We start from the raw sequence: 14,506 nt of genomic DNA, 5'->3' as shown, positions 1-14,506 counted from the left end.
TAAAAATATTCAAAAAATTCTAAGAGAAAAAAGATTTCTTCAGTCATAGTTTAAATTCCTTGTACAACTAAACTTCCATTTTGTTAAATACCAAAATCAGTAGTTAATGGTTTCGTTAAAGGATTATTTCCACTGAATTAAGAATATAAAGTGATAAAAGACTGAAAAATTGGAGAGTGAAAACATGATTCATGATATTAAGGAATATGTAAAATATTTAGATGGGATTCATAAACGAACGATGCAATATGTAAAAGCAATACCTAATGAACTCCTAGATTGGAAGCCTTCTGAAGATAAATTTTCTACAGGTGATTTATTGCGACATATCGCTTCATCTCGGTTGATGTTTCTAGGTATATTTGAACATGGTTCGTGGACATACACAGGGCATGATACTAGTAAGGGAGCTTCTATTGAGGATATTTCAAATTATTTAGAGGCATGTCAGATTAAACTTACAGAGAGTCTATTAAAAGCTGGCAACGATGCATTGACACAAAAGGTTTTAACCCTTCATGGTCATGAAGTTAGTGTTTGGAGGATACTTATGGCAATCCCAGAACATGAAATCCATCATCGTGGACAAATCTCTACTTATTTGCAAATAAACAAAATTGAACCTCCTCAAATTTTCGGATTAAAAATTGAGCAAGTTAGAACATTATAATTTTAAGAAAAAGCTTTGGGCATCAATCATATATCCAAAGCTTTTTTTATATCTTGTTACACTAAACTGCATCGTTACTTTAAGTACATTGTTTCACAAAGTCTTCGATAGTCTTATTTCATTTTTAACATAAATATCCAAACACCATAAAAATACCATACAATCCACTTACCAAATCACCACAAAATCACACACCCTCCAATAATTATTTTAGATGACCTCCATCAATAATCATGTCAATTGTCTTCAAGTTCCCCTCTAACAAATAGAACAGCAGGCCATTTATGACCTGCTGTTCTTGTTAAATCATCTATTAGAATGTATGTGCCAAATCCTTCGCACGGGCAATTCCGTTTTCTTTGATTTCCTGTGCTTTTTCAGGGTTTGCGTTGTGACCTTCAAGAACAAGGGATTCAAATGAAGGTACACCGAAGAAGTTCATGATTATTTCGATGTAGCGATTTCCCATTTCCATGCTTGCTGCAGGCCCTTCTGAGTAGTATCCGCCGCGAGCCTGGATGTGAAGGGCTTTTTTATCGGTCATTAAACCAACTGGGCCTTCTTGTGTATATTTGAATGTTTTGCCTGCGACTGCAACGGCATCCAGGTATGCTTTCATGACTGGCGGGAATGAGAAGTTCCAAAGCGGTGTCACGAAAACGAATTTGTCTGCTGCTGTGAACTGGTCAACAAGCTCTGCAAGACGGCCGATTTTCGCCTGTTCTTCTGCAGTTAGTGCTGAAAATTCAGTGCCTTTTTGCAGTTTTCCCCAGCCGCCTAAAACATCGGCATCGATCTGAGGGATGTTCTCTTTGAAAAGATCCAGACGAATGACTTCATCTGTTTGGTTTTGCTCCTTGTATGTGTCAATGAAGGCTTTGCCTGCTGACAAACTGAATGACTGTTCTTCAGTCAGTGGATGTGCTGTGATATATAAAACTTTTGCCATGATGTAATTCCACCTATTCCTTTATAATCTTAAGCCATTTCCAATAAAAAATCTCGAAGTAAAAATAGCTTTCTTCGAGATATTACCTCGTTTAAAAAAGCAGGTCAATTAATCTGCTCGTTCATTATCTTAAAGTCTTTAATGCACCGCTCCATGCCACTACTTCATCCAGCATTCCATTGACATTATCAACATGCAGGGCCTGTGGTTTGAATTCCGTTCCGTTTTCAAAGTCAGTAAATAGAGATAAAGTTGGATGTGTCCGGACATCGGCTATTTTTAGTTCTCCGCAAATACCTCTTAAATGCTCAGCTGCACGTGCTCCGCCTGTTGAACCATAGCTGACGATTCCGGCTGCTTTGTTGTTCCAAGCTTCGCGTGCAAAATCAAGCGCATTTTTCAATGCTCCGGTAATACTGTGATTGTATTCCTGAACGATGAACACGAAACCATCGAGGGTTGAAAGCTTTTCATTCCATGCAGCAATCCCTGGCTCTGTTCCATCTGTTGTTCCCAAAAATGGCAAATCGAAGTCCGCTATATCGACGATTTCATAATTTGCGTCTCCGCGCTTTTCAGCCAGTTCCTTAACCCATTCGCCAACTTGCGGACTCACACGGCCCTGTCTTGTGCTTCCTAAAATAATCCCGATATTCATTTTTTCTGCAGTCATGATTTTTTCCTCCTTCGTTTTGTTCCCAAATAGTTTGTTTAATAGACCCATTTTGTCCACCGCCTGTATTCTTTTTCTATGATGCTGTTTCTAACTTGATCCTGTTCCCCGAAGGGTCAACTGTAACTATTACACCATTTTCTTCTGTAACGGAAGCACCAATGCTGCTCAGTCGGGCAATTGTTTCTTTTACCGACTCTTCATCTGGAAGTACCAAACTGAATGATCCGAGTCCTACACTATTTTCCGCTGGTTTTGGAGCGCCAACTCCATTCCAGGTATTCAGTCCAATATGGTGATGATATTTCCCTGTTGAAATGAACAGAGCCTGAGGTCCATATCGGGAAACTACATCAAAGCCAAGTCCCTTTGTGTAAAAGTCTTCCGTTTTGGCTAATTCAGACACATGCAGATGGATATGGCCCATTACCGTGCCTGCAGGCAGACCATTCCATGATCCTCCCTTGTCCTCCTCAAGGAGACTTTCTGCATCCAATGGATCCGTGGTCATGACAACTTGAGACTCATTCCATGTCCAGCCTGAAGCTGGCCGGTCTATATAGATTTCAATTCCATTTCCATCTGGATCAGCAAGATAAAGCGCCTCACTCACAAGGTGGTCTGATGCTCCCTGAAGCGGAAACCTTGCCTGCACAAAATGCTTCAGAATGTTTGCCAGATCAGCGCGACGAGGCAATAAAATGGCAAAATGATAGAGTCCTGTTGTCCTTCTCTGTTTTGGCACTACATCCTCTGGCTGTTCGACTGACAGCAGCACATTCCTGCCATCCGCAGTAAACTTCGCTGATCTCTCCGTTTTTTCGAATACCTTAAAACCGATCACGTTTTGATAAAAAGCAACCGAACGCTCAAGATCTTGCACCTTTAAATCCACCCGGCCCACAAAAGTGACCGGAGGCTGATGAAAATACATTTGATTTCCTCCTTTAAGCGTTTTTTGATTGAAAAATAACATTATCAATAGCGAAAAGTGATTTATTTGTGATGGCCAGATAAATGGAGATGGCCATTAACGCAAGGTCAAGCTCATATCCTGCCATCTGGCCGTTTCCAAGGAATCCTCCAGCGAGCTTCACTTTGATAACCGCTACAGCCAAAACAACCGCAAACAAAATCGAAACAATCCTTGTTCCAACGCCCAGCAGCATCGCGATACCGCCAACCAACTCTATTAGGGCTACAATATATGCCGAAAAACCTGGCAGACCCAAACTTTCAAAAAAACCAACCGTATTTTCAATGCCACCCTGGAACTTGGCTGCACCATGGATCAGGAAAGTTGCTCCTAAAACGATTCTTAAAATTGTTGCTCCAACTTCATTCATCTTTATCATTTGCTTCATTCTCCTTTTTCATTTCCTTTAACGAAGATAGCACTGCGGTTACAATCTCGTTAGTTAGTTACTTTATGTAAGTTATTATATTTTAGTTATAAATGTACGTCAAGTAATCTTTTTGCTAAAAGTAAATTAATGTTTATAATATAAAGTAAGGAGTGATTGAAATGGATAAGACTATTTGTCCCAGATTTGAAAAAGCCATGACCATCCTAAGCCAAAGATGGACCGGACTGATCATTTATCAGCTCATAAGTGGTCCACAACGATTTTGCAGCATCGAGTCTGCAATCGGAATCAGCGGCAGGGTTCTTTCCGAACGTTTAAAGGATTTGGAGAATGAAGCGATTGTTAAAAGAGAAGTCTACCCAGAAACTCCTGTGCGAATTGAATACTCTCTGACCGATAAAGGCAAGGCACTTGAACCTCTCATGCGGAAAATTGAAGATTGGTCCCAGAGCTGGCTGAAAGTTGAAAACTAAAAGACAGTCTAAAAGAATAGGATAAAAAAAGACGTATGCACTGGCATACGTCTCTTTCATTTCCTCGCTTATCTGCCTAAGAATGAATTCAGCATCCAAACGTGTTTTTCCAAACCTGAATGAATGGACAGAAGTAAATCGCTTGTTGTTTCATCTTGTACTTCTCCAGCCAGTTCCATTCCCCGCTTTAATTCTTCGATGATGGTTGTATAGTCATCAACAATGCTTGCAACCATATCTGAAGCGGACTCACTTCCTGCAGCTTCTTTTACCGAAGCAAGCTCGAGCGCACCAGTCATCGTGGCCACCGGCTTGTCCCCCATCGCCAGTAATCTTTCGGCAAGTTCATCAATATGTAAGGCAGCTTCGTTGTAGAGTTCTTCGAATTTTGAATGCAGAGTGAAGAATTCTGGTCCCGTTACATACCAGTGGTAGTTATGAAGCTTGATGTAAAGGACTGTCCAGTTTGCAATTTGCTGGTTGACCATTTGTGTTAATTCACTTTTCATCTTGATTTCCCCCTTAATACTATATTCGGCTTCATTATAGTCCAAGATTATCCAGCAATGTCTGCAAATAAAGGATTGTTCACATTAATGTCAACTTTTAAATGACAGTATGTGCTCGTACCAGGGGCAAAAACCAAATTTCACCATAAACTATACATAAAAATAAGTGAATTTCTCCAAACTATGCATAGAACTGGAGGTGTATGATTATGGGGTTATTCAATGCGCTTAATCAATGGAGAAATACCAGATACGAAAACCACTTGGCCAATATGAAGGATCAAAATAAATGCCCAGACTGCCATGGCAGGGGTTACTATGCTTTTTCCGCTAATGAATTTGTCTATTATGCGGCACCGTACGAATGTCCTGGCTGCAATGGAAGCGGATTATATTCAGACTGGAATGAGAGCACGACTTAAAAATGGCCCTGCAATAAGCAGAGCCATTTTCTTCATGCCAATATAACTAGTTCCTCCTATTTCCCTCTTGCTTGATCAAATACCTGATTCCCCGCCCGGCGAAAGGCTCATCTTTAAAGCGTGGAATGACATGCAAATGAGCATGGAAGATCGATTGTCCGCCCGCTCTGCCTGTGTTCCAGCCGACACTGTAGCCATCTGGCGAGTACTTCCTGTCAAGCAGTTCCTTTGCAGCAATCAGCAACTCCCTTGAATCCTTCCATTCCTGATCTGACAGTTCAAATACATCCTTCTTATGTTTTTTCGGAATGATCAGCCCGCTCCCCTGCAGGATTTGCTGCTCTGATTCCTTCTGGATAAAATAACAAGTTTCATTCTCGAAAATGATTTGCTGCTCTTCATCTGCATGTAAATTACAATATGGACAATTCTCCTGGTACATGGGCAGCCTCCATTCCTCGCATGGACTCATTTAAGCCTAAGCCTGCAATTATAAAAAGCAGCGGCCGAATCGGACACTGCCATATCTGTCATTATTTCGCTAATTTTTTCATCGCATGGATTTGGCCCAGATGGTAGGATTCGTGGAACAAGGCCATATTAGCCAATTCACCAAACGTCTCCAGTCCGAGAAAAGGCTTTTTCAGCTTCTCGTCCAGCATGGAAGCCGGGATCTCTTTGATTCTTCCAAGCTGTGCTTTTAATTGATCAGTCAATAGCTCGATAGAAGGAACATCGCCAGACCAGTCAGATGGACGCGTACCATTTCCAAATAGCGCTATGTAATTCTCAGGGAGATGATTTGATTTTTTTGGGTATCCCATCATGAATTGTTCTGCCACCGTCAATACATGCCCGATATGCCAGTGGATATTATTATTGAAGCCCTCTGGCTGAAAACTCGCCTGCTCCGGATCCAAACCCTCAATATGCTTTAAAAAATTTCCTCTTGTTAATTCAAACTGTTTAAACAATAACTCGCTCATAATTCCATTCCCCTTTCCTGCTTGTATTCATCTTATGTTTATTCTATGTATTTCCAATATATGTGACAAGGAAAAGGCATTATTAATAATACCTATAAGGGTATTTTATCCATAAAAGGAAACCCGCTGTCAAAATTTGTTCAAAACATTATGGCTGATATGTGTCTTCACACTTTATTCACAGATTTCCATTTATTGCTTTGATATTTTATAAGTGTAATCATTATATATTTTTGAAGGGAAGCGATTTAGATGTTCGCTAAATGGTTAAGGGAAAACAATATTGCTGCTGGCCTGTTGACTGTAATTCGTGTATGGCTTGGTTACAACTGGATGACTGCTGGTTGGGGAAAATTGACTGGTGAAGGATTTGACGCAACCGGATTTTTAAAAGGAGCTGTAGCCAATCCTGTGAAAGGTCCAGACGGACACATGGTGTATGGATGGTATGTAAACTTCCTTGAAAGCTTCGCGATTCCAAACGTCGATCTTTTCAACTTTATCGTTCCGCTTGGTGAATTCCTTGTTGGTCTGGGATTGCTCCTTGGATGCTTAACAACTGCTGCCATGTTCTTCGGACTTGTCATGAACTTCAGCTTCTTCCTTGCAGGTACTGTATCTCATAACCCAACTGACATCTTCTTCGGATTCGTCCTTCTATTCGCTGGCTACAACGCTGGCAAATACGGTCTGGACCGCTGGGTGGTTCCTTTCATCCGCAAGACTGTTTTCAAACAGACACCGGAACCAGCACATAAAACTGCTTAACGCGTTATAGATAAAGCCCTCCGCCAACTATGGCAGAGGGCTTATTTTTATTTTGAACGTTCCTCAACAGATTTGAGCAGGATTTTTTTGCGGAAGCCGCCGCTTCGATTCTTCTTCAGCTGGCGCATGAACTCCACTTCCGATTCGGTGATCCCCCGATGGTCCGCAATCGCATAGACCACCTCAAGCAAGTCTACTATTTCACTCAGCAGCCTGTCCGTGCCCGCATTCCGGAATTTTTCAACTTCCTCATTGAATTTTTCCATTAGCTTTTCACTATAGGCACTGCCTTGCAAAACTTCATATTCAACTTTCTTGCCTTTATCCTTCATCAAATCCGGAAAATAGTCCCTTACGAGTTTGTTGTATACTTTTTTTTCCATGACGATTCCCCTTTTGCTGTCTTACTGATAAACATAACCTTAAATCTGCAGCTTCAAACACCTTTCGTAAAATCCCTATGATCATCATTGAATGCACTGCTATCGATCCATCTCTTTTGTTACAATGCACCCTCCTGATGAAGCCATAGGAAAAGCCTGTGGTCACCGCACCACAGGCTTTCATATTTTAGTAGTTTTCAAACTACATAATCTTCCGTTAATTTACTGCAGGCATTCGATAGATTTTCAAGGCATTCCCTTCTTAACTTCTCGTCACAGATGAAATCATTCCGAAGTTCTTCCTCCAGCTTCGTTTGAATCTGCTGAATTTCTTCCCGGAACCTTTCCCTTTTTTCAACATCAGATAAATGAAACTCAATCTCCCGTTCAAAGTACTCTACCGTCCCAAACAATACAGTCAACGTTTCCTCCACCTTCCATCAATTTTTTTAAAAAAATCCTTTGTCCTAAAAACAAAACCTGCCAAATGGATTATTTTCATTCGTCCTGTCAAGATACTTAAGTATTATTTATCCTCTCTCACAATCGGCAAACGTGAAATTTAGCTGTTTTTGCTTTATTGTGCAGTATGGAACAGGAAAAAATAAAAAATCCCCCAAAAAGACGGCGGATTTCCTTTGGCAAACAGTCACCCAAAACCATTCACCGATATCTTCAATTCTCATCCGATCTTTTATTGGCAACCCGACGATCCTAGCAGCGTGGCCTTAGACTCGTGGCTTTGCGTCCTCACCTTTCGATAAGTTTGCCTTTTTCAGTTCTATTTAAAATATAAAACTTTAGAACCATTCTTTCAACAAAATTCGCCAATTACTTACAAAGATGAGTCTATTTTCCTATAACTTTATGATTGCAGGAAAAATACATTTATAAAACGATAAAAAATCGACGGTGAGGACAGTGTTTTGTCTGAAGTCTGCCACTACTTTTACTGGAATCTTTGTTTTCACAATGTAATATCCCAGCAATCTCTATGTAAAGTTCGGTTGTTAGAATAAAAAGAAGAAGCTTTATTACAGGCGAATGGCAGGAGGATCCTTATGGAACAGCATGTTAAGCAGTCGCTAGATGATTGGAAAGCAGAAATTGAAGAGATTCTTAAAGAAATTGATGCGGAGTATGACGAAGTTAAAAATGAGCTGAAAGTGTATACATATAAATTCAACATCACAAAGCAGGTTGTCCAGTCGACAGTTAATCCAGACCTGAACAGGAAGATACGTGAATTGTATCATCAGCCATTTGAGGAGAAATTCAACGATTTGAAAGAGTATATCAAGGAGTTGGAAGAAAAAAAGCGAGTCTTCCAGATGTTCACCGATAAAATCGACAAAGTGACAGAAAAAGAGGATGCGCCGCATTTTGCAATCGCGCAAACTGAATAAAAGGAAAGCCTGGCTGATCAGCCAGGCTTTTTTTATGCTTATTTCTTCCACCATGAATCAAACATGGAAGCTGGAACATGCCGTTTATGCTCTGAAGCAAGATATCTGCCCTCAATTTTGGCAGCTGCTGCTTCGTCGATCTGCTTTCCTTCAAGATAATCATCGATTGCTTCATAGCTGACGCCAAGCTCGGTTTCATCCGACTGCAACGGCTTATTGTCAAGAAGGTCGGCGGTAGGCTCTTTCAGATACAGCCTTGCCTCTGCGTTCAATGCCTTGAGCAATTCCCTGCCCTGCCGCTTGTTCAAGCCGGAAAGTGGAAGCAGGTCTGCTCCACCGTCTCCGTATTTTGTGAAAAATCCGGTTACTGCTTCTGCAGCATGGTCTGTCCCGATCACCAGCAAGCCGTCTTGCCCGCCGATCGCATATTGAGTGATCATCCTGATCCTTGCCTTTGCGTTTCCTTTGTTAAAGTCCGTCATCTTCTCGCCAATCGCTTCCTCGAACTGGGTATTGAAAGTGTCGACAGCAGGCTGGATATTGAAAGTGATCGTTTGGTCAGGCTGGATGAAGTCCAGCGCTTTCTGTGCATCATCCTCGTCTTTTTGCACCGCATAGGGAAGTCTGACAGCCACGAAATTGGCCTCCTGGCCTTCTGACCGCAGTTCCTCCGCAGCCATTTGTGCAAGCTTCCCAGCCAGAGTGGAATCCTGGCCCCCGCTGATGCCAAGAACGAATCCTTTCGCCTTTGATGCAAGCAAATATTCCTTCAAAAAATCGATTCTCTTCCTGATTTCCTGCTGGGGATCAATTTGCGGCTGCACATTCAAATCTTCAATAATCTGCTTTTGCAAGCTCATGATAACCCTCCTAATTCACGAAAAACTATTCAAAAAAGAGCATATCCCTTCTAAAGTCCAAAGTCCAGATTTTCGTCAGAAAACCTAACATCCTAATACCAAAAATGCTCATGTTTATTTTACCCATTACCATTGTGGACGTAACATTTTGTCTGCCAGGATTTTTTTGCTAGACTATAAATCATAGTATTAACGCGAATTAAATTGGAGGCATTCATAATGGCAACCCATGAAAAGTTCAAAGGCTATTTCGGAACCTATACAAAAGGTGACAGCGAGGGAATCTATTCTTTCACACTAGACGCTGTGAATGGAAAGATCCTCGACGTGGAACCAGCTGCTGCGCTGGAAAACCCTACTTACCTGACAATCAGTGACGATAACCGCTTCCTATATGCTGTGGCAAAAGAAGGTGGTTCCGGGGGAGTTGCAGGCTTCAACATTCTCGATTCCGGAAAATTATCTTTCATCAATTCACAGCTTGTTCCAGGAGCATCTCCCTGCCATGTGAGCGTGAATCCGGAAAACACCCTGCTTTTATCCGCCAATTACCATAAAGGGTCTGCAGATTCTTATCTGCTGAACGCTGAATCCGGCAGTATTGAAAATGTATTATCCAGTGCAGTACATGAAGGGTCAGGACCGGACGAGCGCCAGGAAAAAGCACACACCCATTATGCCGGCTTCACTCCTGACGGGAAATATGCAGCAGTGATCGACCTTGGCATCGATCAGTTGATCACCTACACCCTGGACAACGGCCAACTTATTGAAAAGAGTGTATTAAATATTGCACCAGGCAGCGGTCCAAGACATCTTGTTTTCCATCCAAACAACACAATCGCCTATTTGATGACAGAGTTCAGCTCTGAGGTGCTTGTTTTAAAGTACAATAGCGAAGATGGAAGCTTCCTACAGCTTCAGGCCATCACAACCCTGCCTGCAGACTTCACCGAAAACAACCAGGGTAGCGCCATCCATATTTCTTCTGACGGAAACTACATCTACGCTGCCAACCGCGGCCATGACAGTATCGCCGTTTTCAAGGTGGATCCAGAAAGCTACAAGCTCACCTTTGTTGAACACACTTCGACTGAAGGCAATTGGCCAAGGGATTTCATGCTTGACCCAAGCGAGAAATTCCTGATCGCCGCAAACCAAAATTCCAGCAATGTCGCGCTTTATTCCCGTGACACAGAAACAGGCAGATTGACTTTGCTTCATTCTGATGTGAAAGTTCCAGACCCTGTCTGCGTGAAATTTTTACATTACTAAAAAAAAAAAGGGCAGGTGCACTGATCAGCACCTGCCCTGTTTTCTATTTGTCACTTGGAAACCTGACACCCATTTGCAATCTGGCTTCATCGAGGATTTTCATCGTAATCCCTGAGTTTTCAAGCGAATTGTTCCCCGACTCCAGCTTTCCTTGCTGAATCAATGTAATGAATTCCTCTGCTTCATAAAACATATTATCCTCAAGCTGTTCTTTTGAAAGATCTTCCCTGCTGCCATCACGGTAGCAGATTTCTACGTTTCCCGGCGTGCTGATTTTATCAATAATGATGTTGCCTTCCTCACCTTGTATTTCAGAAGGAAGGGACGAATCAGTAATCTTTGAAAACATGATGACAGCATCCATTTCATCATACTTCAAAATTAAGCTTCCTTCCCCATCAACTCCGGACTCAAGTAAGTAGCCGTTTGCCTGGATAGACTTTGGCTCTCCAAACAAAACAACAAGCGGATAGATGCAATAAATACCGATATCCATCAGCGAACCTGCTGAGAATTCCGGGTTAAAGGCGTTCAGGACGGTACCTTCTTTATATTTGTCATAGCGAGAAGAATACTGGCAATAGCTTGCGAAGTACCTTCTGATCGTGCCGATTTTACCGAGGTTTTCCTGGACTGCCTTGAAGTTCGGCATCAAAGTAGATTTCAGTGCCTCCATCAACACAACCTGGTTTTCTTTGGCCGCCTTAATCATATCGTTTAATTCACGGCTGTTGGACGCGATCGCTTTTTCACAAAGGACATGCTTGCCATTTTCCATAAGCGTGATCGCCTGGCTCGCATGCAGTGAATTGGGGCTGGCGAGATAAACAGCATCAATTGCATCACTTTTCGCCATCTCTTCCAAGTCCGTAAAAATGGTATCCACTCCGTACTTCCCTGCAAAGTCCGCAGCACCATCCTCAGTACGGGAATATACTGCAGCCAGCTTGAAATCCTTATGATGACTTGCTCCTTTTATAAATGCTTCTGTAATCCAATTTGTTCCTACCACTCCGAAACGTACCATGTCGTTCACCCTTTCAAATAGCAAAAGCCGGGGCAAGGCCCACAGCTTCTTACTTATCTTATCGAAAAGGGAGTTCAATCACAAACTTAGTCCCTTTTCCATGCTCGCTCTCCACTGTTATCTTTCCATCATGCATTTGCACCAGCTGTTTGACGATGGACAATCCGAGACCGAATTCCCCAAACGGATTGCTCGTCCTCGAGATATCGGCTTTGTAAAAGCGATGCCAGATCTTTTCAATTTCAGCCGGTTCGATGCCAATGCCGGTGTCCTCGATCTCAATCACTGTTGTGCCGCCTTCCATTCGGCCGCGGAGCCAGACTGTTCCGTTTTCCGTGAACTGGATGCTGTTTTTCGTAATATTGATTAAAATCTGGACGAGACGGTCATAATCAGCATGGACCATCGCCGCTTCCTCTGCCTCGATCTCGATTCTGTTATTGCGTTCCTCTGCCTGCAATCCAAGCTGGTCCTGGATGATTTCGAGCACTTCGATCAGTTCGATATCTTCTTTTAGAAGTTGAACCTGGTTTGAGCGGATTTTATCATAATCAAGATTCTCATTGACGAGTCTGATCAGCCGCTTCGTTTCCTGGCTGACCAGGTTGATTCCACGCTCTTTTTCCGCCTCGGGAATCATGTTATTCCTGAGTCCCTCGATGATCCCGCTAATGGTCGTGAGCGGCGTCCTCAATTCATGTGACACATCGGACATGAACTGGCGCCGTCGGTTTTCCAGGCTTTCGATTTCGGATTTTGATTCATTCAGCCTGTCGACCATCCCGTTAAAATCATTTGCCAATTCGCCAATCTCATCAAAATCTGAACTTGGAACTTTTACCGTGTAGTCCCCGGCTGACACGGCCGATGTTGCTTCCTGGAGCTTTTTGATCCTGTTGACGTGGATCCGCGACAGCACCCAGCTCAGCAGGAACGAAACGACAAGGCCAATCAGCATCGTATAAAACAAATACTTATTGATTTCGGTAATCATTTCCCGTGTCCCGCTGATTGGCGAGGTCAGAAGAATGCCGCCAACGAAATTCCCGCGGTCCAGATATGGCAAAACAACCAGAGTCACAGCACGGTCATACCGTTCGAGGTCATAATTTTTCACAATCGCTTTTCCGTTTGTAAGCTGGCTCCACTCTTTTTCCGATAATTCAATCGCCGGTCCTCTCCACCTGATCGGATTCAGAAGCTGGATATTTTCATCAAACACACTGAATTGGATGTCGCGGCCAAACAGGACTCGCGCATACTGGTTGATCACCTGGTCCGGCCGTTCCGAACCCCGGTCGAGATCCCGCAGGATATTCTCGCCGTAGGAAACCAGCTCCTCCGTCTTGTTTTTATAGACCAGTGTTTCAACATATTGGGTAAAAACAAGGCTGAGGATGAGGAAAGCGACAATGATAATACTGATATGGCTGAGGAATTGCTGGTAGATATACTTAACCTTCATGCCCATCAACACATTCATCAAATTTATAGCCGACTCCCCAAACCGTGTGGAAGAATGGCTGTTCAGCAGTGCCAAGCTTCTTCCTTAGTCGCTTGATATGGACATCAACTGTACGCTCATCTCCGTAAAATTGATAACCCCAGACACGCTCGAGAAGCTGTTCCCGTGTGAACACCTGGCGCGGATGCTGGGCGAAAAGCAGGAGCAGGTCAAACTCCTTTGGCGTCAAATTTGTCACTGGCTTACCGTCCAGGCTCACCTCACGTGTCTCTTTGTTGATTTTCAGCCGGCTCGTCCCGACATCGCTGTTCTCATCAGGCTTCTGTTTTTGGTAACGGCGTGCCACAGCCTTGATCCTCGCCATCAAAGCCAGTGGGCTGAACGGCTTCGTCACATAATCATCCGCCCCCATTTCAAGGCCGAGAACCTGATCCGACTCACTATCCTTTGCCGTCAGCATGATAATGGGAATATCACTTCCCTCCTGCCTGACCTTCCGGCACAAGGTGACACCATCCATCCCCGGCAGCATCCAGTCGACAATCATTAAATCCCAGTCTTCTCTTTTATAAGCCTCATAACCCTCGAGGCCATCATTCACAAACCTGCCTTCAATGTCCTCTTTTGAAAAGAACATCTCAATCATCGCGCAGACACTTTCATTATCCTCAATCACTAATATTTTCACGGCAATCCCCTCTATTACGAAATCTGTTATCTCTAAATTATAGCGCAACCGCGACAGAATCAACTGTTTAGGATATTGTTACAGATTATTTAATGGATTGGTCATAGTTTGTTCATGATTACAGTGTTTACAGATAGGGGTAGTTAATATGGGCTGTAACACGGTCCATTGGTTCCCTTTTCTCAGATCCTTACATTTTAGCCAAGACGCTCCATTGTGTAGAACTAGTTGCTTGCATAAGGGTATCTTTCCGCTGAAATGGTGTCCTTATAGAGGGCGATCTGCTTACATAAGGGTATCTTTCCGCTTGAATGGTGCCCTTATAAAGGTGGAGTTGCTTGCATAAGGGTATCTTTCCGCTGAAATGGTGCTCTTATAGAGGGCGATCTGCTTGCATAAGGGTATCTTTCCGCTTGAATGGTGCCCTTATAGAGGGCGATCTGCTTGCATAAGGGTACCTTTCCGCTTGAATGGTGCCCTTATAGAGGGCGATCTGCTTGCATAAGGGATCTTTCCGCTGAAATGGTACCCTTATAGAGGGCGATCTGCTTGCATAAGGGTATCTTTCCGCTGAAATGGTGCCCT

At 43.0% G+C, this 14,506-nt stretch carries 19 protein-coding genes and 1 riboswitch; of the genes, 6 read left to right on the top strand and 13 right to left on the bottom strand.

What is annotated here, in order from left to right; all coding sequences use genetic code 11:
• Window positions 1–184 precede the first annotated feature (184 nt).
• Window positions 185–670 carry a DinB family protein gene (locus J7E38_RS13015; RefSeq protein ID WP_214705470.1) on the top strand — a complete coding sequence of 162 codons (486 nt, stop codon included), beginning with the start codon at window positions 185–187 and terminating at the stop codon, window positions 668–670.
• Window positions 671–983: 313 nt separating this feature from the next.
• On the opposite strand, the gene J7E38_RS13010 is transcribed toward J7E38_RS13015, so the two are convergent.
• The 4 genes from J7E38_RS13010 to J7E38_RS12995 form a co-directional block, all read right to left on the bottom strand.
• Window positions 984–1,619 carry an FMN-dependent NADH-azoreductase gene (locus J7E38_RS13010; protein WP_214705471.1) on the bottom strand — a complete coding sequence of 212 codons (636 nt, stop codon included), beginning with the start codon at window positions 1,617–1,619 and terminating at the stop codon, window positions 984–986.
• Window positions 1,620–1,743: 124 nt separating this feature from the next.
• The gene (locus J7E38_RS13005; RefSeq protein WP_215038560.1) at window positions 1,744–2,343 is read right to left on the bottom strand and encodes an NADPH-dependent FMN reductase; all 600 of its coding nucleotides are present in this window, start codon (window positions 2,341–2,343) and stop codon (window positions 1,744–1,746) included.
• 25 nt (window positions 2,344–2,368) lie between these two features.
• Window positions 2,369–3,226, bottom strand: a complete 858-nt coding sequence (locus J7E38_RS13000) for a VOC family protein (protein ID WP_214705473.1) — start codon at window positions 3,224–3,226, stop codon at window positions 2,369–2,371.
• A 13-nt stretch (window positions 3,227–3,239) separates the two neighbouring features.
• Window positions 3,240–3,647: a DoxX family protein gene (locus J7E38_RS12995; protein ID WP_214705474.1), complete on the bottom strand. Its 408-nt coding sequence runs from the start codon at window positions 3,645–3,647 to the stop codon at window positions 3,240–3,242.
• A 170-nt stretch (window positions 3,648–3,817) separates the two neighbouring features.
• Between J7E38_RS12995 and J7E38_RS12990 the strand changes: the two genes are divergently transcribed.
• Entirely contained in the window at window positions 3,818–4,132 is a 315-nt protein-coding gene (locus J7E38_RS12990) for a winged helix-turn-helix transcriptional regulator (RefSeq protein ID WP_214705475.1), read from the top strand.
• Window positions 4,133–4,200: 68 nt separating this feature from the next.
• On the opposite strand, the gene J7E38_RS12985 is transcribed toward J7E38_RS12990, so the two are convergent.
• Entirely contained in the window at window positions 4,201–4,641 is a 441-nt protein-coding gene (locus J7E38_RS12985) for a Dps family protein (RefSeq protein WP_214705476.1), read from the bottom strand.
• Between the two features lie 209 nt (window positions 4,642–4,850).
• Between J7E38_RS12985 and J7E38_RS12980 the strand changes: the two genes are divergently transcribed.
• Entirely contained in the window at window positions 4,851–5,063 is a 213-nt protein-coding gene (locus tag J7E38_RS12980; RefSeq protein ID WP_214705477.1) for a hypothetical protein, read from the top strand.
• A gap of 46 nt (window positions 5,064–5,109) precedes the next feature.
• Here J7E38_RS12980 and J7E38_RS12975 read toward each other — a convergent pair whose 3' ends face one another.
• Together J7E38_RS12975 and J7E38_RS12970 are read right to left on the bottom strand one after the other, a co-directional pair.
• On the bottom strand, window positions 5,110–5,505 hold the full coding sequence (locus tag J7E38_RS12975) for an HIT family protein (protein ID WP_214705478.1): 396 nt from the start codon (window positions 5,503–5,505) through the stop codon (window positions 5,110–5,112).
• Between the two features lie 91 nt (window positions 5,506–5,596).
• Window positions 5,597–6,049 carry a DinB family protein gene (locus J7E38_RS12970; RefSeq protein WP_214705479.1) on the bottom strand — a complete coding sequence of 151 codons (453 nt, stop codon included), beginning with the start codon at window positions 6,047–6,049 and terminating at the stop codon, window positions 5,597–5,599.
• Between the two features lie 252 nt (window positions 6,050–6,301).
• On the opposite strand from J7E38_RS12970, the gene J7E38_RS12965 reads away from it, so the two are divergent.
• Complete coding sequence (locus J7E38_RS12965; protein ID WP_214705480.1) at window positions 6,302–6,817, top strand: DoxX family membrane protein; 516 nt, start codon at window positions 6,302–6,304, stop codon at window positions 6,815–6,817.
• 47 nt (window positions 6,818–6,864) lie between these two features.
• Here the strand turns inward: J7E38_RS12965 and J7E38_RS12960 are convergent, their stop codons facing one another.
• Together J7E38_RS12960 and J7E38_RS12955 are read right to left on the bottom strand one after the other, a co-directional pair.
• Window positions 6,865–7,200: a nucleoside triphosphate pyrophosphohydrolase gene (locus J7E38_RS12960; protein WP_214705481.1), complete on the bottom strand. Its 336-nt coding sequence runs from the start codon at window positions 7,198–7,200 to the stop codon at window positions 6,865–6,867.
• 197 nt (window positions 7,201–7,397) lie between these two features.
• Complete coding sequence (locus J7E38_RS12955) at window positions 7,398–7,622, bottom strand: hypothetical protein (RefSeq protein ID WP_214705482.1); 225 nt, start codon at window positions 7,620–7,622, stop codon at window positions 7,398–7,400.
• Between the two features lie 274 nt (window positions 7,623–7,896).
• Window positions 7,897–7,981: riboswitch (cyclic di-GMP riboswitch) on the bottom strand.
• A gap of 280 nt (window positions 7,982–8,261) precedes the next feature.
• On the opposite strand from J7E38_RS12955, the gene J7E38_RS12950 reads away from it, so the two are divergent.
• Window positions 8,262–8,606, top strand: coding sequence for a hypothetical protein (locus J7E38_RS12950; RefSeq protein WP_214705483.1), 345 nt, complete (start codon window positions 8,262–8,264; stop codon window positions 8,604–8,606).
• A gap of 38 nt (window positions 8,607–8,644) precedes the next feature.
• Here the strand turns inward: J7E38_RS12950 and nadE are convergent, their stop codons facing one another.
• Window positions 8,645–9,466: an ammonia-dependent NAD(+) synthetase gene (gene nadE / locus J7E38_RS12945; RefSeq protein ID WP_214705484.1), complete on the bottom strand. Its 822-nt coding sequence runs from the start codon at window positions 9,464–9,466 to the stop codon at window positions 8,645–8,647.
• A gap of 219 nt (window positions 9,467–9,685) precedes the next feature.
• Between nadE and J7E38_RS12940 the strand changes: the two genes are divergently transcribed.
• Entirely contained in the window at window positions 9,686–10,741 is a 1,056-nt protein-coding gene (locus J7E38_RS12940) for a lactonase family protein (RefSeq protein ID WP_214705485.1), read from the top strand.
• 43 nt (window positions 10,742–10,784) lie between these two features.
• On the opposite strand, the gene J7E38_RS12935 is transcribed toward J7E38_RS12940, so the two are convergent.
• Genes J7E38_RS12935 through J7E38_RS12925 form a run of 3 tightly spaced genes read right to left on the bottom strand, consistent with a single transcriptional unit; the run spans window position 10,785 to window position 13,921 of the window.
• Window positions 10,785–11,768: a Gfo/Idh/MocA family protein gene (locus tag J7E38_RS12935; RefSeq protein ID WP_214705486.1), complete on the bottom strand. Its 984-nt coding sequence runs from the start codon at window positions 11,766–11,768 to the stop codon at window positions 10,785–10,787.
• A 58-nt stretch (window positions 11,769–11,826) separates the two neighbouring features.
• Window positions 11,827–13,233, bottom strand: coding sequence for a sensor histidine kinase (locus J7E38_RS12930; RefSeq protein ID WP_214705490.1), 1,407 nt, complete (start codon window positions 13,231–13,233; stop codon window positions 11,827–11,829).
• Window positions 13,223–13,921, bottom strand: a complete 699-nt coding sequence (locus tag J7E38_RS12925) for a winged helix-turn-helix domain-containing protein (protein ID WP_214705487.1) — start codon at window positions 13,919–13,921, stop codon at window positions 13,223–13,225. Before J7E38_RS12925 ends, J7E38_RS12930 begins: the two co-directional genes overlap by 11 nt.
• Between the last annotated feature and the right edge of the window lie 585 nt (window positions 13,922–14,506).

The sequence above is a fragment of the Bacillus sp. ISL-35 genome (genome assembly GCF_018613355.1).
GTDB lineage: Bacteria > Bacillota > Bacilli > Bacillales > Cytobacillaceae > Mesobacillus.
The sequence above is the reverse complement of the archived record's forward strand: the minus strand, read 5'-3'. Positions and strand labels throughout refer to the sequence as shown.

Bases quoted from the DNA above. Each gene is read 5' to 3' on its own strand.
- J7E38_RS13015 (WP_214705470.1), top strand. From the start codon at position 185: ATGATTCATGATATTAAGGAATATGTAAAATATTTAGATGGGATTCAT.
- J7E38_RS13010 (WP_214705471.1), bottom strand. From the start codon at position 1,619: ATGGCAAAAGTTTTATATATCACAGCACATCCACTGACTGAAGAACAG.
- J7E38_RS13005 (WP_215038560.1), bottom strand. From the start codon at position 2,343: ATGGGTCTATTAAACAAACTATTTGGGAACAAAACGAAGGAGGAAAAA.
- J7E38_RS13000 (WP_214705473.1), bottom strand. From the start codon at position 3,226: ATGTATTTTCATCAGCCTCCGGTCACTTTTGTGGGCCGGGTGGATTTA.
- J7E38_RS12995 (WP_214705474.1), bottom strand. From the start codon at position 3,647: ATGATAAAGATGAATGAAGTTGGAGCAACAATTTTAAGAATCGTTTTA.
- J7E38_RS12990 (WP_214705475.1), top strand. From the start codon at position 3,818: ATGGATAAGACTATTTGTCCCAGATTTGAAAAAGCCATGACCATCCTA.
- J7E38_RS12985 (WP_214705476.1), bottom strand. From the start codon at position 4,641: ATGAAAAGTGAATTAACACAAATGGTCAACCAGCAAATTGCAAACTGG.
- J7E38_RS12980 (WP_214705477.1), top strand. From the start codon at position 4,851: ATGGGGTTATTCAATGCGCTTAATCAATGGAGAAATACCAGATACGAA.
- J7E38_RS12975 (WP_214705478.1), bottom strand. From the start codon at position 5,505: ATGTACCAGGAGAATTGTCCATATTGTAATTTACATGCAGATGAAGAG.
- J7E38_RS12970 (WP_214705479.1), bottom strand. From the start codon at position 6,049: ATGAGCGAGTTATTGTTTAAACAGTTTGAATTAACAAGAGGAAATTTT.
- J7E38_RS12965 (WP_214705480.1), top strand. From the start codon at position 6,302: ATGTTCGCTAAATGGTTAAGGGAAAACAATATTGCTGCTGGCCTGTTG.
- J7E38_RS12960 (WP_214705481.1), bottom strand. From the start codon at position 7,200: ATGGAAAAAAAAGTATACAACAAACTCGTAAGGGACTATTTTCCGGAT.
- J7E38_RS12950 (WP_214705483.1), top strand. From the start codon at position 8,262: ATGGAACAGCATGTTAAGCAGTCGCTAGATGATTGGAAAGCAGAAATT.
- nadE (WP_214705484.1), bottom strand. From the start codon at position 9,466: ATGAGCTTGCAAAAGCAGATTATTGAAGATTTGAATGTGCAGCCGCAA.
- J7E38_RS12940 (WP_214705485.1), top strand. From the start codon at position 9,686: ATGGCAACCCATGAAAAGTTCAAAGGCTATTTCGGAACCTATACAAAA.
- J7E38_RS12935 (WP_214705486.1), bottom strand. From the start codon at position 11,768: ATGGTACGTTTCGGAGTGGTAGGAACAAATTGGATTACAGAAGCATTT.
- J7E38_RS12930 (WP_214705490.1), bottom strand. From the start codon at position 13,233: ATGAAGGTTAAGTATATCTACCAGCAATTCCTCAGCCATATCAGTATT.